Origin of the sequence: Xenorhabdus budapestensis (assembly GCF_002632465.1) — a bacterium.
Taxonomy (GTDB): domain Bacteria; phylum Pseudomonadota; class Gammaproteobacteria; order Enterobacterales; family Enterobacteriaceae; genus Xenorhabdus; species Xenorhabdus budapestensis.
In genome coordinates this window covers 123956-149797 of the sequence record NZ_NIBS01000010.1, presented here as the reverse complement: position 1 = coordinate 149797, position 25842 = coordinate 123956, and the positions used below count along the sequence as shown (strand labels likewise).

The 25842-nt window shown below is 41.7% G+C and carries 22 protein-coding genes and 5 pseudogenes; 9 read left to right on the top strand and 18 right to left on the bottom strand.

What is annotated here, in order from left to right; all coding sequences use genetic code 11:
* Positions 1 to 99 (top strand): IS1 family transposase (locus tag Xbud_RS21340; protein ID WP_422645744.1); only part of this gene is annotated, 99 nt, incomplete at its 5' end.
* A gap of 70 nt (positions 100 to 169) precedes the next feature.
* Here the strand turns inward: Xbud_RS21340 and Xbud_RS11075 are convergent.
* Together Xbud_RS11075 and Xbud_RS20180 are read right to left on the bottom strand one after the other, a co-directional pair.
* Entirely contained in the window at positions 170 to 1780 is a 1611-nt protein-coding gene (locus tag Xbud_RS11075; protein ID WP_099136122.1) for a cyclic peptide export ABC transporter, read from the bottom strand.
* A gap of 644 nt (positions 1781 to 2424) precedes the next feature.
* Entirely contained in the window at positions 2425 to 2658 is a 234-nt protein-coding gene (locus tag Xbud_RS20180) for an NAD(P)H-dependent oxidoreductase (protein ID WP_211283519.1), read from the bottom strand.
* 242 nt (positions 2659 to 2900) lie between these two features.
* Between Xbud_RS20180 and Xbud_RS21335 the strand changes: the two are divergent.
* Positions 2901 to 3032: pseudogene (locus Xbud_RS21335) on the top strand (helix-turn-helix domain-containing protein); the annotation flags it as partial.
* A gap of 157 nt (positions 3033 to 3189) precedes the next feature.
* On the opposite strand, the pseudogene Xbud_RS11060 reads toward Xbud_RS21335, so the two are convergent.
* A pseudogene (locus Xbud_RS11060) lies at positions 3190 to 3396 on the bottom strand (hypothetical protein); the annotation flags it as partial.
* 563 nt (positions 3397 to 3959) lie between these two features.
* Here Xbud_RS11060 and budA point away from each other — a divergent pair.
* Positions 3960 to 4658 carry an acetolactate decarboxylase gene (gene budA, locus Xbud_RS11055; RefSeq protein ID WP_099136121.1) on the top strand — a complete coding sequence of 233 codons (699 nt, stop codon included), beginning with the start codon at positions 3960 to 3962 and terminating at the stop codon, positions 4656 to 4658.
* 78 nt (positions 4659 to 4736) lie between these two features.
* On the opposite strand, the gene Xbud_RS11050 is transcribed toward budA, so the two are convergent.
* The 3 genes and pseudogenes from Xbud_RS11050 to Xbud_RS11040 all read right to left on the bottom strand — a co-directional run bounded on the left by Xbud_RS11050 (position 4737) and on the right by Xbud_RS11040 (position 6063).
* Positions 4737 to 4991 carry an MBL fold metallo-hydrolase gene (locus tag Xbud_RS11050; RefSeq protein WP_099136120.1) on the bottom strand — a complete coding sequence of 85 codons (255 nt, stop codon included), beginning with the start codon at positions 4989 to 4991 and terminating at the stop codon, positions 4737 to 4739.
* Positions 4992 to 5011: 20 nt separating this feature from the next.
* Positions 5012 to 5344 (bottom strand): MBL fold metallo-hydrolase, encoded by a 333-nt coding sequence (locus tag Xbud_RS11045; protein WP_280176109.1) that lies wholly within the window; start codon positions 5342 to 5344, stop codon positions 5012 to 5014.
* Positions 5345 to 5771: 427 nt separating this feature from the next.
* Positions 5772 to 6063: pseudogene (locus tag Xbud_RS11040) on the bottom strand (MerR family transcriptional regulator).
* A 21-nt stretch (positions 6064 to 6084) separates the two neighbouring features.
* Between Xbud_RS11040 and ssuD the strand changes: the two are divergent.
* From ssuD to Xbud_RS11025, 3 genes and pseudogenes are all read left to right on the top strand, one after another.
* Positions 6085 to 7218, top strand: a pseudogene (ssuD, locus tag Xbud_RS11035) (FMNH2-dependent alkanesulfonate monooxygenase); the annotation flags it as partial.
* Positions 7219 to 7342: 124 nt separating this feature from the next.
* A complete protein-coding gene (gene sfnG / locus Xbud_RS11030; RefSeq protein WP_099136118.1) occupies positions 7343 to 8443 on the top strand; it encodes a dimethylsulfone monooxygenase SfnG in 1101 nt (366 codons plus the stop codon).
* A 50-nt stretch (positions 8444 to 8493) separates the two neighbouring features.
* Positions 8494 to 8679, top strand: a pseudogene (locus Xbud_RS11025) (hypothetical protein); the annotation flags it as partial.
* A 145-nt stretch (positions 8680 to 8824) separates the two neighbouring features.
* Here Xbud_RS11025 and panC read toward each other — a convergent pair.
* The 7 genes from panC to sfsA form a co-directional block, all read right to left on the bottom strand.
* Entirely contained in the window at positions 8825 to 9682 is an 858-nt protein-coding gene (gene panC, locus Xbud_RS11020) for a pantoate--beta-alanine ligase (protein ID WP_099136116.1), read from the bottom strand.
* A 74-nt stretch (positions 9683 to 9756) separates the two neighbouring features.
* Positions 9757 to 10548, bottom strand: coding sequence for a 3-methyl-2-oxobutanoate hydroxymethyltransferase (panB, locus tag Xbud_RS11015; protein WP_099136115.1), 792 nt, complete (start codon positions 10546 to 10548; stop codon positions 9757 to 9759).
* 161 nt (positions 10549 to 10709) lie between these two features.
* Positions 10710 to 11192, bottom strand: a complete 483-nt coding sequence (folK, locus tag Xbud_RS11010) for a 2-amino-4-hydroxy-6-hydroxymethyldihydropteridine diphosphokinase (RefSeq protein ID WP_099136126.1) — start codon at positions 11190 to 11192, stop codon at positions 10710 to 10712.
* Between the two features lie 20 nt (positions 11193 to 11212).
* Complete coding sequence (gene pcnB, locus Xbud_RS11005; RefSeq protein ID WP_211283517.1) at positions 11213 to 12571, bottom strand: polynucleotide adenylyltransferase PcnB; 1359 nt, start codon at positions 12569 to 12571, stop codon at positions 11213 to 11215.
* Positions 12572 to 12863: 292 nt separating this feature from the next.
* Positions 12864 to 13784 (bottom strand): tRNA glutamyl-Q(34) synthetase GluQRS, encoded by a 921-nt coding sequence (gluQRS, locus tag Xbud_RS11000; RefSeq protein ID WP_099136113.1) that lies wholly within the window; start codon positions 13782 to 13784, stop codon positions 12864 to 12866.
* Positions 13785 to 13841: 57 nt separating this feature from the next.
* Positions 13842 to 14297 (bottom strand): RNA polymerase-binding protein DksA, encoded by a 456-nt coding sequence (gene dksA, locus Xbud_RS10995; protein WP_099136112.1) that lies wholly within the window; start codon positions 14295 to 14297, stop codon positions 13842 to 13844.
* Positions 14298 to 14491: 194 nt separating this feature from the next.
* Positions 14492 to 15202, bottom strand: a complete 711-nt coding sequence (sfsA, locus tag Xbud_RS10990; protein ID WP_099136111.1) for a DNA/RNA nuclease SfsA — start codon at positions 15200 to 15202, stop codon at positions 14492 to 14494.
* A 139-nt stretch (positions 15203 to 15341) separates the two neighbouring features.
* Here sfsA and hrpB point away from each other — a divergent pair, with 139 nt between their 5' ends.
* Together hrpB and mrcB are read left to right on the top strand one after the other, a co-directional pair.
* Positions 15342 to 17870 (top strand): ATP-dependent helicase HrpB, encoded by a 2529-nt coding sequence (hrpB, locus tag Xbud_RS10985; RefSeq protein ID WP_244589919.1) that lies wholly within the window; start codon positions 15342 to 15344, stop codon positions 17868 to 17870.
* Between the two features lie 53 nt (positions 17871 to 17923).
* Positions 17924 to 20413: a bifunctional glycosyl transferase/transpeptidase gene (gene mrcB / locus Xbud_RS10980; RefSeq protein WP_099136110.1), complete on the top strand. Its 2490-nt coding sequence runs from the start codon at positions 17924 to 17926 to the stop codon at positions 20411 to 20413.
* Positions 20414 to 20569: 156 nt separating this feature from the next.
* On the opposite strand, the gene hemL is transcribed toward mrcB, so the two are convergent.
* Complete coding sequence (hemL, locus tag Xbud_RS10975; RefSeq protein ID WP_099136109.1) at positions 20570 to 21853, bottom strand: glutamate-1-semialdehyde 2,1-aminomutase; 1284 nt, start codon at positions 21851 to 21853, stop codon at positions 20570 to 20572.
* A gap of 280 nt (positions 21854 to 22133) precedes the next feature.
* Between hemL and erpA the strand changes: the two genes are divergently transcribed.
* A complete protein-coding gene (gene erpA / locus Xbud_RS10970; RefSeq protein WP_047681311.1) occupies positions 22134 to 22478 on the top strand; it encodes an iron-sulfur cluster insertion protein ErpA in 345 nt (114 codons plus the stop codon).
* Between the two features lie 93 nt (positions 22479 to 22571).
* On the opposite strand, the gene btuF is transcribed toward erpA, so the two are convergent.
* From btuF to mtnN, 4 genes are all read right to left on the bottom strand, one after another.
* The gene (gene btuF, locus Xbud_RS10965) at positions 22572 to 23423 is read right to left on the bottom strand and encodes a vitamin B12 ABC transporter substrate-binding protein BtuF (protein WP_099136108.1); all 852 of its coding nucleotides are present in this window, start codon (positions 23421 to 23423) and stop codon (positions 22572 to 22574) included.
* Between the two features lie 331 nt (positions 23424 to 23754).
* Positions 23755 to 24063 carry a hypothetical protein gene (locus tag Xbud_RS10960; RefSeq protein WP_099136107.1) on the bottom strand — a complete coding sequence of 103 codons (309 nt, stop codon included), beginning with the start codon at positions 24061 to 24063 and terminating at the stop codon, positions 23755 to 23757.
* Between the two features lie 86 nt (positions 24064 to 24149).
* Positions 24150 to 24458, bottom strand: a complete 309-nt coding sequence (locus Xbud_RS10955; protein WP_099136106.1) for a hypothetical protein — start codon at positions 24456 to 24458, stop codon at positions 24150 to 24152.
* Positions 24459 to 25062: 604 nt separating this feature from the next.
* A complete protein-coding gene (mtnN, locus tag Xbud_RS10950; protein WP_099136105.1) occupies positions 25063 to 25761 on the bottom strand; it encodes a 5'-methylthioadenosine/S-adenosylhomocysteine nucleosidase in 699 nt (232 codons plus the stop codon).
* Positions 25762 to 25842 lie beyond the last annotated feature (81 nt).

The window sequence follows — 25842 nt, the reverse complement described above, 5'->3', positions numbered from 1 at the left end:
GCAAGAAAAACAATTTGTTATTCACGTTCGATAGAAGTCCACGAAAAGCTGATTGGGGCATATATTGAAAAACATCATTACAACGCTTTGGAGTCATGAGCGATAATTGAACTAAATAAAATAATTAAAAAACAATAAAATAATAAGTTTTATCGAATCCTGTAGGGATTTAGATATCCTTTATATATCCATCTTCTATCTTCACTACTCTATCTGCCACTCCAAAATAAGAGTCATCATGAGTAATAACAATAACGGTTTTGCCACGCGCCTTCAATTCAGGTAATAATTCTGTATAAAACACCTTTTTAAAAACCGGGTCTTGATCTGCTGCCCATTCATCAAAGATATAAACAGGACGATCCTCTAAATAAGCAGATACTAAAGCTAATCTTTTACGCTGACCAGTAGATATATTTATGGTAGAGAATTTTCCATCTACTACTTTTACTTTATGATCCATGCCCAATTTCTGAATGTAGTGAGTGGCTTTATCAGTAATATGTGAATCTACAGTGAGTAATTCTTCAAACAAGTGAAAATCAGAAAAAACAGCAGAGAAAAATTGTCGATAATACTCATTGTTAGAAGAGTTCATTGATACACCATTTAATACAACAGAGCCTGAATCACATTGAAACAAACCAACCAACAACATTGCCAAAGTGGTTTTACCGCTGCCATTACCTCCTATAATAAAAACAATCTCTTCATGGTGTATTTTAAGATTTAATGGCCCAAGAGTGAATTGGCTATCGTCCTTATCACTCGAATAGTGATGAATAACATCTTGTAATTCAAGTAATACCTTATTTTCATTTACTTCTAAGAAAGGATTAGGCTTATCAGAATATACAATCTGAGATTCCTGCAAATATTTATCTAGCTGCCTCATTCTTTTCAAGGATACTTCTGCCATACGTAACTCGGGTATAGCTCCCATAACTTCACCAATAGGGCCAACTAAAAAGAGCATAACTAAGACTACCGTGACAAGAACACCTGGTTCAGATGGCCACCAAATGGGTACCACAAAAACCATAAAACCAATTATTACGTAAAACATAGTATCTGCTGAATTTATTAACCATGCCCATCTGGTATGACCCTTTATAAATATTTTTCTTAAATTCTCAGCGCCATGCATAATAACTTGATTAACAAATAATTTACTACGATGAGTATTTAACTGGAGCTCCTTACTTCCACTTATAAAATTCTGAAAATTAAGATAAATACCATCAACCTGCTCTCTGACCTTGTCCAGCATTTGAGAGGGTTTTTTCTCTAAAATGTGAAATCCATACATCAGTGTGCCGAGACACACTGTCAGCACCAAAAATAGCACCCAAGAGACCCAGGCCAAATAACTAAGACAAGCCACAATAAGAATGGTATTACCCAATACTATTGGCGCAGACCTACATGAATCTGAAAACACATCAACATCTTTGGTTAAAACAGCGAACAGACCATGGTGTCCAAGCTCTTGCTGCTTTTTAAATGGTGTTCGCAGTAGTTTATTACTAAGACTGATACGTAGTGATAATATTGCAGATTGGGTCAAATGTAGCAACGCAATCTCTGCAGCAGCTTTACTAAAAAAATAGACTAAACATAATATAAAAAAAACATATGAAATAGAGTAACCAGGAGACTCAATTGCTTTGCTCACCAGACCAACCAGTGAAGCTGCAGCACTTCCAGCGACTAATGCGCTTACCATAGAAAAACACAGCAATTTCAAAGAGTAAGCACAAAGATACCTAATTAAATTCATAATAATCCATTCTCATTATTAGTGCACTATTAATAGTAATATCAATATAAAGCATCAAGTTTTTCCTAATTAGATTTCATTCCACAGCTGAACACAACTTAAAGTGCAGAATACCAAAACCATTTAATAAACAATGTACATTCCGACGAAGTTAACCTCTACTTAGAATTGTATATTTTAATTACCATATGTAATCATGATACAATATAACTATTTTAAATAGAGAGCTTACTATTTCAATTAAAATAACATTTAACAAAAAGATTGACAATAGATAATGGAAATCAAAATTTCCCAATGAAATTATGTGAATGCAAGCTGGTTAAATAATTAACGTTCCATATCGCTTTGAATTATTCTCTGTAGTTTTTTACTATAAGCTTTAGATTTTTCTTTTATTTCGTGCTCAGTATGTTCACTAACAGTGGTTATATCATAAAGAATAACTGGATCTATATATTTCATTTGTGAATATTCTGCTGATTTTTTAATGGATTTAAGAAATCTATCTATAAGCAAAGGGCAGTTATCTTGTTTAAAATTTTTCTCGGCTGCCCTATCGTAAGACTGGGCAGCAGTTTTTTATTTTTTAATTTATCTCCTTTTGAACTATATGCAAATTGATAAGTGAAAACTTGATCAAACTAAATTTTAGAGATTGCGGGCATATTAAACCAGTACATCGGATATTGTAAAATTATTAAATCATGCCTTAATAATTCTTCTTGCTCCGAATTAGCATCAATATTGTAATTTTGGTTTAATTGATAAATATTACGGAGTTCAAGATCAATGTTACTATTTTTCAATTCCTCAACAATTTTTCTATTAGCGATTGATTGTTCAAAGTTTGGGTGAGCTAATATCATTAAAGGCATATTCAATTTCCTTACGGTATTATTTTTCAAATCTATCAATTTGATAGTTTCTATAATTAGTTTATGATGATTTTTTTCTATTACAATAACTATCCAGTTAGATAGTAGGCAGGAATTTATGGTTGAGGTTACAAAAAGCGAGGCCTGCCAAGTTTCATTGAATGGAAAGAGTTACCCTTGTCCTATAAGTATGGCTATGGATTTGATAGGTGGTAGATGGAAAGATGTAATCTTGTACTACTTTGAAGGATAAAAATAAAAGATTCAGTGAGCGGGGGCCAAGCCTCAGCCAGGCGGCTAAACTGACGGGAGTCAGTAAGGCGATGCGTGGGCAAATTGAACGCGGTCAATCAAGTCCAACGATTTCTACACTGTAGAAAATTGCAACAGGTTTTAATGTCGATTTTTCAACTTCTTTGGAAGGAACAGGGCCTCAACTTCAGCTTGTATTACATCGAATTAATGAATTACCTATCTTTGAACAAAACAATTCAGGTATGCGAGTAATGCCATTGATCCCCTTTAATGATGGAAATAGTGACCGTCAGATTTTGCCAGCATCACACTTTGTGGTGTATTACCATGCGCAATTTCTGTGCCTGTTTCATCTTTGATTGAAAATTTTGCACCTGAAGGTTGGCTATTAATTTGGACAAGCTGGGTTTCTTTACCAACAATAGTGGCACAACCGCTGCAAAGCATAACAGCAAAGAATAATAACGCACAAATTTTATTCATACATAATCCATTGAGGAGAAATTATCATTAAAATATAGTTTTTAATCATACTAATAATATACAGGTATATGCAATAGGGTTAAATATATTTTTGCCATGAATATAATGTTGAGTTTATTATCTAAACTTGCATTCAAAATAACTTAATGAAAATTAATTGAATTATTATTTTTTTATTTTGCTAAATTTAAATGTTAATTTTTATTAATTATTTAAGTGGCTATTCAAGATGAATAAGATTAAAAATGAGTTGATGTGTCATCAAGAATTATTAGTTAAATTGATAAGATATATCTCCTTTAAAGTAGAATGTGATTTAAATTTCATTAATTAATTAATAAATATAAAGTATGAAGATAAAATACACTTATTTGATATATTAATGATTGGTGTGGGAAGGAATTAAAATTGCTAGTAGAAAATATAATTGTCTTGACAATGACTAATGGCTAGCGATATTAATTCATTATGCAGTAAAAAATCTGAAATATTCATTTGATATATCTAATCTATCCAATAGATTTAAAATTTCAGCATATACAGTAAGTAGTAAGAGAGGGCATATGAATAGCCGAATAATAAATCAGTATTCCACCATACATGCTTTGATGTCGGGCGTTTTTGATGGAATGTTTACAATATCGGAAATCAGTCAAGGTGGCTCATTTGGTATTGGCTACTTACATGCACTCGCAGGTGAAATGATTGCACTGGATGATACTTTTTTTGAAATTCAGGGGGTGGGTAATGTGCGTCGGTTCTGTGATCACGAGCAGTTGCCATTCGCACAGTTGACATATTTCAATCCTAATGAACAGTTTCCCGTTTCGAATATCAACAAAAAATCTCTTTATTCCGAATTATCCACTCAGGTAAATATTGATAATATTTTTGCTGCGATAAAGATTGAAGGGAATTTTAAAAATATCTGGTTTCGCCGTATGAATTACCAGGAAAAACCCTTTATTGAAGCAGTTACAGAGCAATCCGAAGAGACATTGCATGATATCTGCGGTGTGATGGTTGGGTTTTGGACACCAGATATCTTTCACGGTGTTTCTGTTGCAGGGTTTCATATTCATTTTATTGATGAAACCCGGACAAATGGCGGGCACGTTCTTGATTTTGAGTTACATAATGGTCTTTTAAGTTATGAGTTAAAACAAGATATAAATATCCATCTGCCAGATAATAGTGAATATCTTAATGCTGACCTAAAAATCAATAACCTAGATGATGTTATTAAAAAATCTGAAGGATGATAATGAACTGTAGAAAAATGATATTTTTTATTCTCACTTAAGGCAGGGAAAGAGCAACTTCAATCCCCGCACTGGACATCAGTTACTTGTTTTTAAGAGGCTTGAATATTCCACCGGAACCCAATTATATCCCTGTTCCTCTTTACGAATATGTCCGATACCAGGGAAGGGTAAATGGGCACCGTCAATTACCCATTGATGATGTGAGGCTTTTTCGAAAATAGATTTACGTGCTTCAATGGCTTTATTGTTATCCACATCAAATTCAATAGAAATTTTTGGATGTGCCAGTTGTACCGCATAAAAATGTACGATATCACCCAAAATCAGCATGTGACTTTTGCCTGAATGTATCAAGTATGACCGGGTGTATGACCAAAAGTGGATATTGCTTTGATGCCGGAAATAATCTCTTCTCCACTTTTAAAAATACGAAATGCCTTTGCAGCAATATACGGTGCAACAGCTTTCTGAACCATGTTAGCGAATGACTGATTTTTTTCTGAAATTGAAGCTACAAGCTGAGGGTTCAACCTGAAATTATTTTCTGCCTCAGAAATATATACGGTCGCATTTGGGAATATGGCTTTACCTTCCAGTGAAGTAATGCCACAAGTATGGTCTGGGTGCATATGTGTCAGTAATGTGGCTTTTACTTCTTCTGGTTGATAACCCGCAGCATGGATATTATTAATGATATTTCCCGCGGTGGGACCAAAGCAGTGGACATTGTAGAAGTTGCTATAATACCTGCGAGTGTCAATGTAATAGCAAGATATGATTTCTTAAAAATATTTTTCATTAAATATTCCAGAAAGTTAAGGAAATAAAATAACTATAATTTATCAGTGTTATTAAAAATAAATTAATTGATGAAAAATAGGCCGAACACAGATTTAAATGTTGATAAATTAATAATAGGCTGAATGATATAAGATAAAAAACAGATAACACGATATTATAGTGTCAAAAAATATCTGCCTCCCTTAAAAAGGATTAAATTAATTTTAATAAGTGATTTTCAGAAGCAGCCCTGATTTATTTTTTTGTAGTCTCATAAAATGAAGTTGCCAGATTAATTTGAATTGGTGTCGAAATAGTGGATTATTCTTATTACAATAAAATCTTCGGCCCTGCTCCTTTTTCTCCTAATATACATTTGGGTTGCGTAGCGGGTACTCTGTCAGTGAAAGGCATCCACAACCGATGCAACTATCCAGATTATCGCGTAACTGGATTAGCTTTGTGCAACCTTGATAATTGCGATATAACGCAGAACAATGGCAGGAAAACGACGTTGATTTCCCTGGTTACGTGAGCTTTTGATTAACCCTTTTGGCTCATAAATTCGACGTGTAGAGGGAATGCTGACCTCGGTTAAATTTTTCATTGAAACATTTGTCATTAGTTCAGCAGGGATTAGGCCTCACAAGGTGGACGAGCCGTCGATCTTCCCTACCTGCAACAAATTGCACTGGCTGCTGACAGCCTTGGTTATCACGGTGTTTTGATCCCGACGGGAAGAGGCTGTGAAGATCCGTAGCTGGTTGCTTCTGCTTTGGTATCAGTCACCCGTAATTTGCGCTTTCTGGTAGCGGTGCGGCCAGGCCTGCCACCACCGTCACTGGCGGCAAGAATGACAACGACGCTGGACAGACTTTCGGAAGGAAGGTTGCTCATTAACATAGTGACTGGTGGAGATCCGGTGGAAAATAAAGGTGATGGTATTTTTCTCAGCCATGCTGAACGTTATCAGCTTACCAGTGAATTTCTTGATATTTATTCGCGTCTATTGGCGGGTGAAAAAGTGAATTATCAAGGTAAATATTTACAGGTGGAAGGGTCTGAGTTATTGTTTCCATCGGTTCAGAAAAATGGCCCTCCACTCTATTTTGGCGGTTCTTCTGAAGATGCTCTTGATGTGGCTGCTCGTCAGGTAGATACCTATCTGACTTGGGGAGAGCCGCCAGCATAAGTTGCCGAAAAACTGCAACAAGTGCGTGAACGTGCCCAACAACAAGGCCGGACGCTGGAATATGGTATTCGCCTGCATATTATTGTTCGTGAAACTGAAGAGGAAGCGTGGGCTGCCGCAGACCGTCTGATAGCCCATTTGGACGATGATACAATCGCCCAAGCGCAGAAAATTTTTTCCCGTATGGATTCTGCCGGACAGGCACGGATGAGTGCATTACATCAGGGGGCAAGAAATAACTTGCGGATCGCTCCCAATTTGTGGGCAGGAGTTGGTCTGGTACGTGGTGGAGCGGGAACAGCATTGGTTGGAAGTCCAGAGCAAGTGGCTGAACGGCTCCGTGAATATCAGGCATTGGGGATCAGCAATTTTATCTTTTCCGGTTACCCGCATCTTGAAGAAGTGCACCGATTTGCGGAATTAGTTATGCCACTGTTGCGGGCAAATCCGTTGCAGGCAACAACAACAAATAGTCATAGTCCAACAATTCGTTCTGTTAATACAGGGCCTTTTGGTGAGAGCGTTGGTGGTGCGGAGCGCTTGGCCAAACAGGAACACCAAAAAGATTACGTCAGTGCCAGTTAGTGAGGATACTGATAAAGATTAACGTGTTACCAGAGGATGAAGGCTGAAAGGTTGCTGAGGCAATGGTATTGTTTGTATAAGTGACGGCATTGTTTTGCAAACGGGACGCTTCATAGAACCAATCATGACAACAGCACATTATCCCTCTCCATTACAATTTGCTTATTGGGTGCCCAATGTTTCTGGCGGCTTGGTAGTCAGTAAAATTCCTCAGCGCACTCAGTGGGATGCACTATATAATCGGCAGTTAGCACAGATCGCCGAACACGCCGGATTTGATTATGCTTTGACACAAATTCGTTTTACTGCCGGATATGGCGCCGAAAATCAGCACGAATCCGTGACTTTTTCTCAGGATTTGCTGGCGGCAACTGAAAAGTTGAAAGTCATTGCTGCGTTATTGCCCGGTCCTTGGAATCCTGCACTGGCTGCCAAGCAGATAGCTACTATCAGCCACCTTTCCGATGCACGTATTGCCGTGAACATTGTCAGTGGTTGGTTTCGTGGTGAGTTTAAAGCCATTGGTGAACCCTGGCTCGATCATGAAGAGCGCTATTTACGCTCTGAGGAATTTATTCGCTGTCTGCGGGGGATCTGGCAGAAAGAACAGTTCACTTTTGCCGGAGATTTTTATCGTTTTCGGAATTACAGCTTAAAACCGAAACCTCTTCATCCACAGCCGGAAATTTTTCAGGGAGGTAGCTCACGTGCCGCACGGGACATGGCTGCACGGGTTTCTGACTGGTACTTCACTAACGGTAATAGCGTAGAAGGCGTGAGTCAGCAGATCGAAGATATTCAGGTTAAATCCCGGCAAAATGATCGCTCAGTAAAAATTGGTATGAATGCGTTTGTGATTGCCAGAGACAGTGAGCAACAGGCACAGCAGGTGCTGCAAGAGATCATTGATCACGCTGATGTGGAAGCAGTGAAAGGTTTTCAGCATGAGACACAGAATGCGGGCTTGGCTTCACCAGAAAAAGAAGGAAACTGGGCGAAAACCAGCTTTGATGATTTGGTACAGTACAATGATGGCTTTAAACCGAAGCTGATTGGTACACCGCAACAAATAGCTGAACGGATTATCGACTATAAGAGAGTGGGTGTGGATCTATTGTTGCTGGGATTTCTCCATTGTCAGGAGGAGGTTGAATTCTTTGGACGGGAGATTATCCCTCGTGTCCGGGTACTTGAACAACAGTTAATATCGGAGTTAAGAGCATGAAGTGCAGCTCAGTGATATGGAAGAAGGAGATTTTGATAACTGGTATCGTCAGTAACCCAACGCTGTTGGTGGTTGGCCCTGCTGCACGTGGCCGTTTCGGTGAGTTGATGAGGTTGCCGCAGGTGGCAGAACATGCAGTGACTGTTGTCGGTGAAATACTGCATACTCTGCACCTTTCTGAATTTACCCAATCTTCTGCTTTATCAAGCAGTAAGGCTCTGAGTTACCCTGATTAATTAACATGGATTGAGGAGGTTTTAAGGCGAAGTTGTTGAGGTATTATCAAGAGACCAAGTGGCGCTGCGAACATTTACCTGCACAGGCAATATGTTTTTTCACGGGGATGTGGATCATGTAGTGGTTCACATCCCCAGGATAAAATCACGCAGTTAAGTCAACCTGCTGATTATCAATCAGGCGTGTTTTCCCTAACCATGCCGCCATCAGGATCACAGCCTTTTTGCTCTGTGATGTTAAAGGTTTCAGATTTTCTGCATCACGAATAAATATCTCATCCGGCATAAAACCTTCTTCGCGTAGATGAGTGGATATTATTTCAAGCAACTGTTCAATATCCCGTTCACCATTTCTCAACCTTTCAGCCGCATATTGCATAACTTGGTTTAATCGTGGCGCTAATTTTTTCTCTTCTGGAGACAGGAGATTGTTGCGTGAACTGAGTGCCAGCCCATTTTTATCACGGACGATAGGTACGGAAACCAAAGTGATATCATAAGCCATATCAGCAATCATTTTTCGGATAACCTGCAACTGTTGAAAATCTTTTTCACCGAAATAAACCAGATCAGGCTGGATCAGGTTGAACAGTTTGCTGACAACCGTGGTGACTCCGCGGAAATGCCCCGGCCGACTTGTACCTTCAAGCATATAAGAGAGTTCAGGTACTTCAACAAAAGTCTGTTTGCCGTTTAAGCCGTTCGGGTACATTTCGTTGGCATTAGGAGCAAAAACTATCTCAACATTGTGGCGACTCAGTTTTTCGCAATCTTCCTGTAGAGTTCGCGGGTAGTTGATTAAGTCATCTTCGCGATCAAATTGCATTGGATTGACAAAAATGCTCACAATCACTACGTCAGCCTGAGCTTTGGCGGTATCAACCAGAGCCATATGACCATCATGCAGATTGCCCATCGTAGGCACAAAGGCAATTCGTTTTCCGGCCTGGCGCCAACGACGGAGTTCACGGCGTAAAATGGGGATTGTTTCTGTAATCAGCATTGCTCTACTCCTTTATAATTGGCCGTCATGCTGGGTATACCCGTCGTCTTTCTTGAAATCCATAGGGTATATAATTAGTTGAATGAATGTGCTTGATCGGGGTAAGTGCCGTTTTCCACCTGTTTGATGTACTGGTTGATGGCATCCCTTATGTTGCCAGTCTCTTTGAGAAAATCTTTGGCAAATTTCGGTGGTTTCGCGGTAATGCCTAAAGCATCATGCATGACGAGGATCTGACCATCAGTTTGATTGCCCGCACCAATGCCAATAACCGGGATTTCCAGCGCTTCGGTCACTTTCCGCGCCAGTTCTGTTGGTACACATTCCAGCACCAATAACTGCATTCCCGATTTTTCTAAGGCAATAGCATCGTTAATTAATTGTTGAGCTGTGGGCTCATCACGTCCCTGTACTTTGTAGCCCCCTAATATGTTAACGGCTTGTGGTGTCAGCCCCAGATGCCCACAAACGGGAACAGAACGGTCAGTCAGCATTTTTACTGTCTCGCACAGCCAGCTTCCACCTTCAATTTTAACCATATTAGCGCCTGAACGCATTAAAACAGCGGCATTATTGCAGGCTTGCTCTGGAGTGGCATAACTCATGAAAGGCATATCGGCGATCAGAAAAGCATGGGGAGCACCAGAGCGGACGCTTCGGGTATGGTAGGCAATATCTTCAACTGTAACCGGTAAGGTAGAATCAAACCCTTGCACGGTCATGCCGAGTGAATCGCCAATAAGCATGACATTGATGCCTTGGGCAGCAAACAGGTGAGCGAAGCTAGCATCGTAAGCCGTAATTGTAGCAAACTTACGTTTCTCTTTTTTTAACTGGCTCAGGTCAGCCAGAGATATTGGTTTCATTAATTATCTCCTGAATAGTTATACCCTTTGTCTTTTTGGGTATAGAGCTTGGTTCATTCGGGTATCAAAGGCGATACCTGATGAAACAGGCTCAGATTATCCAGAAATCGGCCACGGCTGTATGAGATGTTGTGTTACTTTTCCTTCATAAAACTACTGCGCTACAACCAAAACGTCAGGCCATTTTCTGGAACATGTTTTAATCGTTCTGCCAATGTTTCTTTATCAGGAAACACGAGATCCGGTGCAATTTCTGCAAGCGGATAAAGCATAAATTCGCGTTGTTTTAAACCGTAGTGGGGAATAGTCAGGCGTTCAGTATTAATCACTTGATCACCGAATAACATGATATCCAAATCAAGTGTTCTCGGCCCCCAACGTTCGTCTTTGCGGATACGGCCTTGAGCCAGCTCTATCGCCTGAGTGTGATCAAGTAATGTTTCTGGTGGTAAGTGAGTATCCAATGCAACAGCCAGGTTGAGATAATCTGGCTGATCCTGTGGCCCCATCGGTTTAGTTCGATAAAATGAGGAACGTGCAATAAAAGTCGTGTCAGGGATGGTTTCCAGGGCAGTAAGTGCATTATCAACTTGCTGCAAAGGATCCGCCTGATTACTGCCAATAGCGATATAAACCCGGGTCATGATATTAAACATGATTCCTGTTAATTCCTGTTATAGCGAGGACGATTAATACCACCACGGTGCTGGCGCGTTCTGCGACGAACAGGCTCACTGCCAAGCTCAGAGATCATGCCCCGCTGTTGTGAAGGTGTCGATTGTTGGAATTCTATCCACCAGTGCACCAGTTCTTTCAGTTCATGACGTGGTTCAATGCTGGCGCGTAATTCCAATAAATCAAAAGCAGCACGGAATTTTGGATGCTCCATCAATTTATTTGCTCGTTTCCCCTGACGGCGCGGTAGACGAAGCTGCAATAGCCAAATATCACGCATAGTTGTGGTATGGCGTTTTGGAATGGCAATTGAACGGCACTGTTCATCAAGAATATCATTCATCGCCAGAGCAAAGGCATCGTAATACTGTAATCCCCCTTCCTGCGTCAGTTTTTCCGCATGTTCAATCAGTGGATACCATAATATTGCCGCAAATAAGAAAGCAGGATTGACCCGTTTGTCATTCTGGAGGCGATAATCGGTATTTTTTAATACCTGCTCCAACAATTTTTCCATTGCTGAGTCACCGCGTTGGGTGAATCCACGTTGGATTAGCGGGAATAATGGTTCAAATAGCTGGTATTCACGCAGTAGCTTATAAGTACTGTGACCGTGTCCTGCCTGTAGTAGTTTCAGAGATTCATCAAATAGACGGGCTGGTGGGATCTCTTTCAACAGAAATGCAAGATGTAGGATAGGTTCGGCAGTGGTCTCTTCGATAGTCATGTTTAGCTTGCTGGCGAAACGGACGGCACGCAGCATCCGTACCGGATCTTCGCGATAGCGGGTTTCCGGATCACCAATCAGGCGAATGATACCTTCTTCCAGATCGGCCATTCCACCGACATAATCCCGCAGTGCGAAATCTTCAATACCGTAATAGAGGCTATTGATAGTGAAATCGCGGCGAGCGGCGTCTTCTTCCACTGAACCAAAGATATTGTCACGCAGTAACATTCCACTTTGCGCTTTGTGTGACTGATTGCTGTCATTGCATTCAGTTTGTTCATGTGACCCACGGAATGTGGCAACTTCAATCACATCTGGCCCAAACATAATGTGGGCAAGGCGAAAACGGCGACCAACAAGGCGGCAGTTACGGAATAACTTACGTACTTGCTCTGGTGTTGCGTTGGTGGCAATATCGAAATCTTTCGGTTTTTTGTGCAGTAATAAGTCACGTACACCGCCGCCTACCAAATAAGCCTCAAAACCAGATTTATTCAGGCGGTATAGAACCTTCAATGCATTTTCACTGATATCTTTGCGTGAAATAGGGTGCTGTTCCCGTGGGATCACGGTGATTAGGGGGGAAGAAGGTTTTGCCTTTCCAGATGTTTTCTTCATTTTGATGTTTTCGGCATTTGATGAAGATATGCGATTCACTCTGCGACGTTTAGGCAGAGTGCTGCTCTCTGTTTGAGCAGAATGGTCAGATACGGTGACTGGCCTTTCACTGGCTGCCTGTGCTTCGCGTTTTATCTTGGTTTCGCGGATCAGTAAATTACGGCAGAAAGTTGCTACTCGGTTAAAAATGGTACACCTCGATAGTGACGAATCAAATTAAAACAAAAAACAGCCGCTAATCATAACTTACTGAACATTCTTTGAGAATGCTTGTCGTGCCAATAGCAACACTTTATTTAAATTGTCTATTGATTATATTTTGGGGCAGAACATGATTTATATTCCAACCAACGATAGCCTGTTTTAATAATTGATCTGTGGTGAGATCTTGCCAGCCTGTGATGGTTGGCTGGTTTAAAAATGATAACGCATCAATAAGCAATGGACGTGGATCATCAAGAGGGATCGGTTTTGCATGATTTTGTTTGGAAAGTTTATTTCCCTCTTTATTTAATACAAGAGGTAAATGTACATAATCTGGCGTTTTAAAATTCAGATACCGATATAAAGATATTTGACGAACTGTAGGTTCGATCAAATCTGCTCCTCTGACAATTTCAGTGATGTCTTGATAGTTATCGTCAATAACAACGACAAGATTATAGGCAAATAGACCATCTTTGCGATAAATAATGAAATCTTCTTCAGCCATTTTTGCAGATACGGTGATATTTCCCTGCAATTTGTCGTAAAAACTATAAACAGGAGACTGTTGTTGCAGGCGAATGGCGGCATTATGGGCTGGCAGGTGCAAATGCTGGCAGTAGCCATCATAAAATCCGCCCAAATGCTGAATGCGCTGGCGGGTACAGGTACAGTAATAACTATTTCCCTGTTGTAGTAGCTGCTCAAGTATCGCTCGGTAAGCTTCGTGGCGTTGGGATTGGTACAATACTTCTCCGTCCCAGTAAAGGCCGTAGTGCTCTAATGCTTGCAATATCCGACTTGCTGAGCCGGGAACTTCCCGTGGAGGATCGATGTCATCAATACGCATCAGCCATTTTCCTTGGTAAGCACGTGCCTGTAAGTAACTGCCCAGTGCTGTCACCAGAGAACCAAAATGGAGATCGCCAGATGGGGATGGCGCAAAACGCCCAATATACAACGGAGAATGTTTATACAATAGAAAATGTTCGGATTCGGATTGAGTCATGTCAGGATCAGTTAAGGGAGCATACGGCGCCTTTCAGCGCCGTACTCAACCCATCGGTTAGCCAGCCATTTGCTTTTCGCGAATTTCAGCTAACGTTTTACAGTCAATACATAAATCAGCTGTAGGGCGAGCTTCTAAACGACGAATGCCGATTTCAACCCCACAGGATTCACAGTAGCCGAAATCATCATCTTCGACTTTCTTCAGCGTTTTCTCGATCTTCTTGATCAACTTACGTTCACGATCCCGATTACGTAATTCAAGACTGAATTCTTCTTCTTGCGCCGCACGGTCAACCGGATCAGGGAAGTTCGCTGCCTCATCTTGCATATGAGATACAGTACGGTCTACTTCATCCCTGAGTTGATTGCGCCATGCTTCCAGAATCAGCTTGAAATGCGTTAACTGGGCATCGTTCATGTATTCTTCGCCTGGCTTTTCCTGGTAAGGTTCTACCCCAGCGATGGCGAGAATGCTCAAGGACGAGGTTTTACGTTTTTGCCCTTTTTGCATAATGCTTCTCCTTACACACGCACTATCAAACGACCCCCCAACAGTAGGGGGAAAAAATAGGCCGCTATAAATAGCAGATGACTGCGAGGTTGGCAATTATTCCTACCATTAGTTTTGCAATGGTGTGAAGGCAGCCGTGTTTACTGCCTAAATATGCTGCAAAACTTACCTCATCAGCATGATCTGTTTACAAATTATCCCATTGATACAAAAGGTAATTTGTGACTTAGAACCATCCTGTTTTCTGTCATGCTGGCCCCGTAACAAATTACTTCGACCCCTAAATTGCATGCTTGTTCCAAAAGAAAAGCATAATCGTGGTCAATATGTTTTGCTGCTGTCACTTGACTGATACCGGAATGTAAAACAGCAAAGCACAGGACAGCACGCTGTCCCTGTTGCGTTATCAATGATAGTTCACGTAAATGTTTTTGCCCACGAATTGTCACTGCATCAGGGAAATATCCTATATTGCCTTGTAATAAGGTGACCGATTTTACTTCAATATAGCAATTAACTTTTTGTTTTGACTCTAACAATAAATCTATCCTGCTTTTCTCTTTTCCATATCTCACTTCGCGGCTGATTTTTTCGTAGCCGGATAATTCTGAAATTAGATTTTTTCCAATAGACTGATAAATCAGATCATTAGCCCGCAGTGTATTCACACAAATCCAATGCCCGTTTTGGGTTTGTGTCAGCTCCCAGCTATTGGGATATTTACGCTTGGGATTGTCTGATGTGGAATACCAAACAGTATCTCCGGGTGTTGCGCAGCCTGTCATCGCGCCGGTATTGGCACAGTGTATAGTGAGCGTTTCACCTTCTGGAGTGAGAACATCAGCCAGAAAACGTTTATAGCGACGAATTAATGTAGCAGGCTTCAATGGTGGCGAAAATTCCATAAACTTTCCTTTATAACTAACAGGTTCACTATCATTAAGTCATTTGCATGAAGTAACTTGAGCATGAACTAAAATTAAACATGAAGATGAAATTAAACGTGAACTGAAATTAAAATCGCCAATGCTACAATGACAGCCCTTGAAAGTTAATCGCTATGGTGAACCTTTGTTATTACCTATTTATGACGTTGTAGACTCTGTCATAACTCAGTTGGAGACCTCGAAACAGGTTTTATTACATGCTCCGACAGGCGCAGGAAAATCAACAGGATTACCGCTGGCAATCCTGAATAATACCCGGTTTAGCGGACGTATCATTATGTTGGAACCACGGCGTATTGCTGCACGTAGTGTTGCTGAACGTCTGGCAGAGCAATTGAATGAACCAGTAGGTATGACGGTAGGTTACCGAATGCGTTCGGAGACTAAAGTTAGTGTCTCCACACGCCTTGAAGTGGTGACTGAAGGCATTTTGACCCGGATGCTGCAACAAGATCCTGAATTGAGTGATGTCTCTCTCGTCATTCTTGATGAATTTCACGAACGCAGCTTACAGGCCGATCTTGCGCTGGCTCTGTTGCTGGATGTGCAGGAAGGGTTGCGCGATGATTTGCGTATTTTGGTCATGTCAGCCACGCTGGATAATCAGCGCCTTTCTTCTCTGTTACCTGAAGCACCTGTGGTTGTATCAGAAGGCCGCAGTTATCCAGTGGTGAGAAGTTACCAGCCACTCCCTGCCCATCTGCCTTTTGAACAAGCAGTAGTTTCCGTAGTATTACGTTTATTGCAGCAGGAGACAGGCTCCTTACTGCTATTTTTACCCGGAATGGGTGAAATTCAGCGTGTATTGGCTCAGTTGGAGGGCAAGGTTAATAACGATATATTATTGTGCCCACTATACGGAGCTTTATCACTAGCAGAACAGCGCAAAGCAATAGCGCCCGCTCCGGCAGGAATGCGTAAGGTGGTACTGGCGACTAACATTGCAGAAACCAGTCTGACGATTGAGGGAATTCGTCTGGTGGTGGACAGTGGTCTGGAACGTACCAGCCGATTTGAACCGAAGAGCGGCTTAACCCGTTTGATTACCCAACGCATTAGTCAGGCATCAATGATTCAACGGGCTGGTCGAGCAGGCAGGTTGGAAGCTGGCGTGTGTTGGCATTTATTTAGTCAAGAGCAGGCTGAGCGTGCTACAGAGCACAGTGAACCGGAAATTCTGCACTCAGATTTGAGCAATTTGCTGCTTTCTTTATTGCAGTGGGGGTGTCGTGATAGTAGCCAGTTACATTGGTTAGACAATCCACCACAAGCCGTCCTGACTGTTGCCCAATCTCTACTTACTCGATTGGGAGCACTGGATGACAAGCAACAATTAACTGCCCGTGGTTGGCGAATGACCGAATCCGGTTGCGAGCCTCGTTTGGCCGCTATTTTATGTCTGGCAAGAGAATGGTGTTTAGGTAAAGGATCATGTGCGGAGAAAGAATCGACAGGGGAAGTACTGGCAACAGCAGCAAAACTGGTCGCGATCCTTGAGGAGCCGCCACGATGGGGGCAACCGGATCTCACCCATTGTCTTACTTCCAATCAGTCTCATTGGCAGCAACGGGCAAAACAACTATTCAGAAATCTGGTCAGGAGCCTGGCAGATTATACTGTTGCGGATTCTAACAGTATTAATCTGGAGTATGTGCCTGAGTTATTGGTGCAGGGGTTTCCTGACAGAATTGCGAAAAATCGTGACAACCTTGGGCGTTTTCAACTTGCTACCGGCTTGGGTGCTGTACTGGCGCGGGAAGAGTCGCTTTCAGGTGAAACATGGCTGGTAGCACCGACATTGCAGCAAGGTAGCAAAACACCGGATGCACGCATTCTGCTTGCCTGTCCGTTGAATATTGAACAAATAATCAGGCAATATCCTGCTTTGTTTACAGAACAGACAGCTATTGAATGGGATGATAATAAGGGAACGCTGCGTGCATGGAAACGGCTGAAATGTGGACGTTTGACGGTTAAGGCACAGCCTTTGGCAAAACCTTCTGTGACTGAATTGCAGGAAGCCCTGCTAAATTGGGTCCGGCAGGAGGGACTGGCGGCTCTGACTTGGTCACAGGAAGCATCGCAGTTGCGAATTCGTTTGCAACGGGCAGCAGAATGGCTGCCGGAAATTGAATGGCCTGCTGTTGATGATGATGCTTTACTGGATTCTCTTGACCAGTGGCTGCAACCTGCACTGGAAATGGAACATGTGCAAGATTTGAAGAGATTGCGACAAGTTGAGCTGTCATCAGCTCTTGTGACTCTTCTTGATTGGCAGCAGCGGCAAATACTGGATAATGAATTGCCTACTAATTACACTGTGCCAACTGGAAGCCGGATCAGCGTTGAATATTTCTACGATAAGCCACCCGTATTGTCAGTCAGAATGCAGGAAATGTACGGCGAGCAGCAAAATCCGGTTTTGGCGAAAGGGCGAATTCCTGTCGTTGTTGAGTTGTTGTCTCCGGCTCATCGTCCATTACAGATCACCCAAGATCTCGCGGCATTTTGGCGGGGAGCTTATCGAGAGGTACAAAAAGAGATGAAAGGGCGTTATCCCAAGCATTTATGGCCAGATGATCCTGCTAATGCAGCGCCGACGAGGCGCGTGAAAAAATATATGTAATCATTTGAATAAATTCATATTTATACGTTTCATGAACAATTGGAGAATTCGGTATGTCTGATGATGATCGTCAGCCAATCGGACGTAAGGGTAAAAAATCGGGACATCGTCGTGGGCATCAGGCGAATAAACGTCATCGACGGGATGATTATGACTATGATGATTTTGAAGGCGAAAATGATAACGATAACGATAACGATAACGATAACGACGATGAGGATGAAGTCATGACGAAAAAAGGGAACAAATCCTCGCAGGTAAAAAGGCGGGGAAAATGGGTCTGGCTGCTGCTATTGAAAATCTTTATTGTGTTGACAGTACTCATTGTTATATATGGTTTTTATCTGGATAACAAAATTCGCCATCGCATTGATGGCAAAGTTTGGGATCTTCCTGCTGCGGTATATGGCCGTATGGTAAACCTTGAGCCGGGCATGAATTACAGTAAGGCTGAAATGGTTCGGTTATTGGAAGGTATGCAGTATCGGCAGGTGACTAAAATAACCCGCGCAGGTGAGTTTGTGGTCAGGGGCAATGGTATTGAAATGTTGCGTCGGCCTTTTGATTTTCCTGATGGTAAAGAGGGGCAAATTCAGGCTCGTTTAACTTTCAATGACAATCATTTGGCCAGCATTGAAAACATGGAAAACCACCGTCAGTTTGGTTTCTTCCGCCTAGACCCAAAATTGATCACAATGATGCAATCCGCGAATGGGGAACAAAGGCTGTTTGTCCCACGTTCCGGTTTTCCTGATTTGTTGATTCAGACTCTGTTAGAAACGGAAGACCGCTATTTTTATGAACATGATGGGGTACGGCCACTTTCGATTATCCGTGCAGCATTAGCAAACCTGCTGGCAGGCCGTGCAGTTCAGGGGGGAAGTACCTTAACTCAGCAGTTAGTCAGAAATTTATTTCTGACTAACGAACGTACCTTAAGCCGTAAAGCCAATGAAGCCTTAATGGCATTATTGCTGGATGCTCGCTACAGCAAGGATCGCATTCTTGAACTCTACCTGAATGAAGTTAACTTAGGGCAGAGTGGTGATGAGCAGATCCGGGGTTTCCCGTTAGCAAGTCTTTATTATTTCGGGCGTCCGATTGATGAATTGAGTCTGGATCAGCAAGCATTATTGGTAGGGATGGTTAAAGGGGCTTCGTGGTATAACCCTTGGCGTAATCCTAAAACCGCACTGGGACGCCGTAATGTTGTATTGAAAATCCTCCAGAACCGAAAAGTTATCGATCAGGAACTGTATGATCTGCTGAGTGCTCGTCCACTTGGCGTAAAACCGAAAAGCGGGGTGATAACGCCACAACCGGCATTTATGCAGATGGTGCGTCAGGAATTACAGGAAAAGCTGGGTGATAAAGTTAATGATTTATCCGGTGTAAAAATCTTTACTACGTTAGATCCGGTTGCACAAGATGCTGCGGAGAAAGCAATAGAACAAGGTGTTGCTGATCTACGCAAATCGCGCAAGGTGCCTGATTTAGAAGGTGCTATGGTCGTTGTTGATCGTTTCAGTGGTGAAGTCCGGGCGATGGTTGGTGGTTCGCAGCCACAATATGCGGGTTTTAACCGTGCGATGGATGCTCGTCGCTTAATTGGTTCGCTTGCTAAGCCTGCAACTTACCTGACCGCATTGAGTGAACCTGATAAATATCGTTTGAATACCTGGCTGGCGGATGAACCTATCTCAATACCTCAGGCTGGTGGGAAACCGTGGGAGCCGAGAAACTTTAGCCGCACTTTCAGTGGACGAGCTATGTTAATAGATGCGTTGGCACGTTCAATAAATATCCCGACTATCAATTTGGGGATGGATGTGGGGTTAGATCATATTGCCAATACTTTGGTTTCACTTGGTATTCCGGCTAAAGAGATCCAGAAGGTGCCAGCTATGCTGCTAGGGGCTATCAACTTGACACCAATGGAAATGGCTCAGGAGTTTCAGACCATTGCCAGTGGAGGAAATCGTGCCAAACTTTCTGCATTACGCTCTATCATTGCTGAGGATGGCACCGTGGTTTACCAAAGCTATCCTCAGGCGGAAAGGGCTGTACCTGCCCAAGCAGCTTATTTAACGTTATATGGTATGCAGCAGGTTATTGCGCGGGGAACGGGCCGTTCACTGATCGGAAAATATGGCAAATATAATCTGGCGGGGAAAACGGGAACGACCAATGATCTGCGTGATACATGGTTTGCCGGAATCGATGGTAAAGAAGTCGCGATTGTCTGGGCTGGTCGTGATAACAACGGCCCGACCAATCTGACAGGAGCAACAGGAGCGCTGAAGATTTACGATCGTTATCTGGCGAATGAGGCTCCCCTGATACTGAATAACCAGCCACCAGAAGGTATTGTGGATATATCAGTCAACGAAGATGGCTCTTTTAATTGTGCCGGAGGTGGCATCAGGATCTTACCAGTTTGGACAGATGATCCACAGGCTTTATGTTTACAATCTGTGCAGCAGCCAATTGAGGAAGGTAAAGAAGAGGCTCCGGGCTGGTTGCGTGAGATGTTTGGGCAGTAACCTGTAAGTAAGCAGTTTTAAAATGCAATTCCCCACTCTTGAGAAGTCCTGCTGGGCGTATTGGCGATAATGTCTGCAATTTAAGCGGTATGGGTTTTGGTGTAAGCAGTAATCCATAACACCACAATATTATTGTAGTGTTATGGAGGAAATAGATTATTTCAATTTAACAAAACAACGAGCTGCTGCATCAACGGTACGCTGAATGTCCTCATCTGAGTGAGCGATGGACATAAAGCCCGCTTCAAATGCGGATGGAGCCAGATAGACGCCTTCATCCAGCATTAAATGGAAGAAGGTCTTAAAGCGTTCAACATCACATTTCATTACATCCTGATAGCAGGTAACGCTTTTTGCGTCAGTAAAGAAAATACCAAACATGCCGCCGACGTGGTTAATAACCAGAGGAATACCCGCGTCTGATGCTGCGTTTTTCAATCCCGTCGCCAATTTGTCAGTCAGTTCACTCAGACGCTGATGAACACCAACCTGGGCAACTTCTTTCAGACATGCCAGACCGGCTGCCATCGCGATAGGGTTACCGGAAAGCGTTCCGGCTTGATAAATCGGGCCGGTTGGTGCCAGTTTTTCCATAATTTCCTGACGGCCGCCGAACGCACCTACAGGCATGCCGCCACCGATAATTTTTCCAAGAGAGGTGAGGTCAGGCTCAACACTGTAATATTCTTGTGCTCCACCCAAAGCAACACGGAAACCTGTCATAACTTCATCAATAATCAGTAAAGCACCGAATTCATCACACAGTTTACGTAGTCCCGGTAAAAATTCCGGCTGTGGAGGAATACAGTTCATATTCCCGGCGACAGGTTCGACGATAATACAGGCAATTTCTTCCGGGTATTTTTTGAAGGCTGTGCGTACTGAATTCAGATCATTGTAGATACAGGTCAGAGTATGTTTGGCAAAGTCGGCAGGAACTCCCGGTGAATTTGGTTGCCCGATGGTCAGAGCGCCAGAGCCGGCTTTTACCAGCAAACAGTCTGCGTGACCGTGATAGCAACCTTCGAATTTGATGATCTTATCGCGCTGAGTATAGCCTCGTGCCAGACGAATGGCGCTCATGGTCGCTTCTGTACCTGAGTTCACCATGCGAACCATATCCATGGAGGGAACGAGTTCTGTCACTAGTTTGGCCATTTCTACTTCGGCAGCCGTTGGGGCACCAAAGCTTAGACCACGTTCAGCGGCTTCAATGACAGCATTACGAATGGCTGAGTGGTTATGTCCGAGAACCATCGGCCCCCATGAACCGACATAATCGATATAGGCGTTACCATCGACATCATAAAGATAGGCACCATCGGCACGTTGGATAAAAACAGGTGTACCGCCAACGCCGTTAAAAGCACGTACCGGAGAGTTAACACCACCGGGGATGACATGTTTTGCCTGAGAGTAAAGTGTTTCGGACTGGCTCATTAATAAATGCTCCTGAAAGACGACGGGTATATGAAGCCGCCATTTTAAATGACCCTAATAGGTAAGCCAAATCATAAGACCAACTCATAAGAATAGAGTGGGGGTACATCGTGTATACCCGTCATCTTGAAATCCATAGGGTATATATGGCAAAAACTTGAACGAATCAGTCAGGTATTAGATAATCACCGTTAACTGATCAGAAGGTTTATACCCTTTCTATTGGGTATACAACAACTTTCCGAGAACTTTTACCGGAAAACCGGACTGGAGTAAAAATATGAGCGATGATGCTGCACTACCTTTGCAGTTTACTGATGCCGCAGCCAACAAAGTTAAGGTATTGGTTGCAGATGAAGATAACCCGAACCTGCGTTTGCGGGTCTATATTACAGGTGGTGGTTGTAGCGGTTTCCAGTATGGTTTCACTTTCGATGACCAAATCAACGAAGGTGATTTAACAATTCAGAAACAAGGTGTTGAGCTGGTAGTTGATCCGATGAGCCTGCAATATCTGGTAGGTGGTAGTGTCGATTATACCGAAGGGTTGGAAGGTTCTCGCTTTATTGTCACCAACCCGAATGCAAAAACCACTTGCGGTTGTGGTTCTTCTTTTAGCATCTGATTTCACTATTTATTCATCAAATCCAGAATATGAGGGCAATGAAAATATTGTCCTCATATTTATTGTCATTAGCCTTGTCCCGTTGTTTATCGCTCAACTCCGTTCAACATCGTTTAACTGTTGACACAATTGCTCTGCCGCTAAAATAATCCTCGGCCCGGCGCGGCTGAACCAATCATCGTTAAGAATAATAATTCTGGTGTTTAATTGTGGCTGCCAAAATTCTGCGACTTTCTGCTTTTGTTCTTCAGTTCCACCCATCACAATGACTTCTGGTTTACGGATAAGAACTTGTTCACGATTAACTTGAGGCCACGGAACAGGGCTATCGGCAAATATATTTCTTCCTCCGCATACGGAAACAATTTCACTCTGAATAGTATGGCGTGATGAGGTAAAAATCGGATTCATGCCAAATTGGATAAATACGGATTTAGGATTTGAACTGGTATAAGTTTGCTTTAATCGACTGAATTTCTGTCGAATCTCCGCAGCAGATTTTTGGGCAACGTCAGGATGTGGGCTGTAAGTTGCCAAACGTTCCAACTCCGTTGCAACATCCTCTACTTTTTTCACATCAGAATAAAAAATCGGAATGCCTAAAGCAGCAAGTTGCTCTAATGGCCGTTGGGGGTTACCTCCTCGCCATGCCAGAATTAAATCAGGTTTCAGGGCTATGATCCTTTCAACATTGATGCCTTGCCAGTCTGCGACTTGCTCCAGTTTTTTCGCAGCTTCAGGATAATCGGAGTAAGCACTGACTGCGACAAGCTGGTCGCCCATTCCCGCCGCATATGCAAGCTCAGTTGTGGAAGGAGCGAGGCTGATAACACGGGATGCAGCCGCATAAAGTGGAGTACTGAAAATGCATAAAAAATTATATAGAAGAAATGAAAATGCTATCAAGGTAGAGCGATGAGAGGCATTTTTCCAAAATGATTTCATTATTAATGCTCCATGTTAGTATTACAGCTCTAATTGCTCTGTAAGCAGATTTTCTCGTCGGTGGCAATAGTGACATTGCTGTAATCAATGTTACAAATAAAGAAGATGACTATAGATTTCGTGGTGCAACCACTGAATTTTGAGATTCATAGGATATAGAGGGTTTCATCAGGCATAAATACTATTTTAATAAGTAATCTAACTATCTAACACAGAACCTATTTTTAGGGTAATTAGGTATTAAATTAAAAAATATATATGATCACCTCCCGTTTACTGGTTTTAAAAATAATCCCCGTGACTCAGAGGATTACTTTAGTAGGTGTTTTTATTAACTTAAATCTCTGATCAACGCTATATGATCTATAAAAATTGTTCCTTCATGAATATGTTTAGTTACCTTCACTATTTTATTATGTACTAATGCTAATTCTAAAATTTTTAATAATTGATCACCAGGACTTGACTCTATTCCATAGGTTAGTAGACCATCCTCAAGTAATATATCGCCATATTCATCAACTATTCTAACAGATATATTACTTGCAACAGGAGATGCAACATGAAGGGCAGCAACATATCCAGTAACTGAACTCTTTTGCTCTTCAAAATTATTAGAATCTTTTTCATTTTTATTCATTTTTAATTCCTCTATATATTATATCTTTTAACAAGATTAAAATTTATTTTTTATGTAAAAAAAAGCAGTTAGTTAACTCTACTTTATCATTTAAATATAATTACCGATTCTATAAAGAGTCCTCTCTTATCTGCATATCCCATCACTCTCACTTTCTTATCATATACAAAAGCCATTTTTAAAACTGAAAGTAATTTAGATCCAACTATCCCATTTATACCATCGGTTAATTGAGCATCATGAATAGTTTTTCTTGTATCTAGATTCTCTATAGTAACATATATATTATCTATATTAGGTGCTGCAACATCTAGATAAATAACATTTCCATCTACTGTAAATGGGCCATAATATGGTTCATCAGTGTCATTATAATCCATTGTATCTTTATTCATATTGAACCTCTATCAATATCATATATATTAGAGAAATAAAACGAGTTTTATCATGAAAAAAATGATAGAAACACTAATGTATAGAAACTTCATTCAAATAGCATGAACTTATCACCTTAATATTTATTACATAAGTAATATATCGATACCTCTCTCCCTTATTCAGGCAAACTTAACAGGTAGCAATAAAAGCAATCAGACAGGCTAATATATACAATAGTAACAATATAACAATAGTAATGGATTGAACAGTATTAAATAATGAATATCAAAAATAAAATGCTTTCAGCAAAGGCGTCAGATGCTATAAATTTATTATTGTCGAGTAATGTTAATACGTTGCTCTATCCCTATATAAAGTTAATAAAGAATTCAGTAAATAATATGAAGTTAAATGCAAATAAGATGGAATAAAATATTTGGAAAGAGAACTGTCAAATATTCATCATAAGTCTAATATTGGGGGGAGTAGATGAATGATAGAAATGATATCAACATCTTATAGTTCTTAATTACTATTAATTCCGATGATAAATCGGGATTTCAGGTAGATAGAAAAAAACAGAGGAAGATATTAGAGCCTATTCCATTAGGCTCTAATCGGTTATTGTTTACTGAGTTCAGTCAGCATTGCATTGATCATCCGGGTGGATTCCTGTGCCGCAACAACTAGAAACTCATCAAAGCTAATGTGAGATTCCTGATCCGCAACGTCAGAGATAGCGCGAACCACAACGAAAGGCACTTTATATTGGTGACAAACGTGACCAATGGCTGCTGCTTCCATTTCAACCGCAGCGACTTTCGGGAAAGTAGCCCGGATACGCGCTAATGGCTCAGAGCCATTGATAAAGGCATCGCCGCTACATACCAGACCACGAACTGCGTTCAGATTAAGGGACTGGATACATTTTTCGGCTAAAGAAATTAATTGATCATCAGCAATAAAAGCGGGAGGGCATTGTGCCATTTGACCCGGCTCATAACCAAAGGCGGTGAGATCCGCATCGTGGTAACGTACTTCTTCAGACACTACGATATCTCCCACTTTCAGTTTAGGATCAAGGCCGCCTGAGGAACCGGTATTAATCACAATATCCGGCTGGCAGTGTTCAATCAACAAGGTGGTTCCCAGTGCGGCAGAGACTTTACCGATACCGGATTTCAGCAAAGCGATGTCAACACCATTCAGCTTACCGGTATAGATCTCACAGCCACCCCGTGACAATGTTTGCAGACCGTCAATTTGGTCACGTAACAAAGTCACTTCTTGTTCCATTGCACCTATTACACCTACTTTCATTGTGTCATACTCACTTTTGTTATTAATGGGTTGCGCCTACCAGAATAGGCCTGATTTAAACCGAAGTGTATCATTGAATAA

Excerpts from the sequence above, each read along its gene's own strand:
- mtnN (WP_099136105.1), bottom strand. The coding sequence starts at position 25,761 with ATGAAAGTAGGTGTAATAGGTGCAATGGAACAAGAAGTGACTTTGTTA.
- sfsA (WP_099136111.1), bottom strand. The coding sequence starts at position 15,202 with ATGGAATTTTCGCCACCATTGAAGCCTGCTACATTAATTCGTCGCTAT.
- panC (WP_099136116.1), bottom strand. The coding sequence starts at position 9,682 with ATGCTGATTACAGAAACAATCCCCATTTTACGCCGTGAACTCCGTCGT.
- btuF (WP_099136108.1), bottom strand. The coding sequence starts at position 23,423 with ATGAAATCATTTTGGAAAAATGCCTCTCATCGCTCTACCTTGATAGCA.
- Xbud_RS20180 (WP_211283519.1), bottom strand. The coding sequence starts at position 2,658 with ATGCCTTTAATGATATTAGCTCACCCAAACTTTGAACAATCAATCGCT.
- panB (WP_099136115.1), bottom strand. The coding sequence starts at position 10,548 with ATGAAACCAATATCTCTGGCTGACCTGAGCCAGTTAAAAAAAGAGAAA.
- folK (WP_099136126.1), bottom strand. The coding sequence starts at position 11,192 with ATGACCCGGGTTTATATCGCTATTGGCAGTAATCAGGCGGATCCTTTG.
- Xbud_RS11075 (WP_099136122.1), bottom strand. The coding sequence starts at position 1,780 with ATGAATTTAATTAGGTATCTTTGTGCTTACTCTTTGAAATTGCTGTGT.
- budA (WP_099136121.1), top strand. The coding sequence starts at position 3,960 with ATGAATAGCCGAATAATAAATCAGTATTCCACCATACATGCTTTGATG.
- hemL (WP_099136109.1), bottom strand. The coding sequence starts at position 21,853 with ATGAGCCAGTCCGAAACACTTTACTCTCAGGCAAAACATGTCATCCCC.
- pcnB (WP_211283517.1), bottom strand. The coding sequence starts at position 12,571 with ATGAAGAAAACATCTGGAAAGGCAAAACCTTCTTCCCCCCTAATCACC.
- gluQRS (WP_099136113.1), bottom strand. The coding sequence starts at position 13,784 with ATGACTCAATCCGAATCCGAACATTTTCTATTGTATAAACATTCTCCG.
- sfnG (WP_099136118.1), top strand. The coding sequence starts at position 7,343 with ATGACAACAGCACATTATCCCTCTCCATTACAATTTGCTTATTGGGTG.
- erpA (WP_047681311.1), top strand. The coding sequence starts at position 22,134 with ATGAGCGATGATGCTGCACTACCTTTGCAGTTTACTGATGCCGCAGCC.
- Xbud_RS11050 (WP_099136120.1), bottom strand. The coding sequence starts at position 4,991 with ATGCTGATTTTGGGTGATATCGTACATTTTTATGCGGTACAACTGGCA.
- dksA (WP_099136112.1), bottom strand. The coding sequence starts at position 14,297 with ATGCAAAAAGGGCAAAAACGTAAAACCTCGTCCTTGAGCATTCTCGCC.
- Xbud_RS10960 (WP_099136107.1), bottom strand. The coding sequence starts at position 24,063 with ATGAATAAAAATGAAAAAGATTCTAATAATTTTGAAGAGCAAAAGAGT.
- mrcB (WP_099136110.1), top strand. The coding sequence starts at position 17,924 with ATGTCTGATGATGATCGTCAGCCAATCGGACGTAAGGGTAAAAAATCG.
- Xbud_RS10955 (WP_099136106.1), bottom strand. The coding sequence starts at position 24,458 with ATGAATAAAGATACAATGGATTATAATGACACTGATGAACCATATTAT.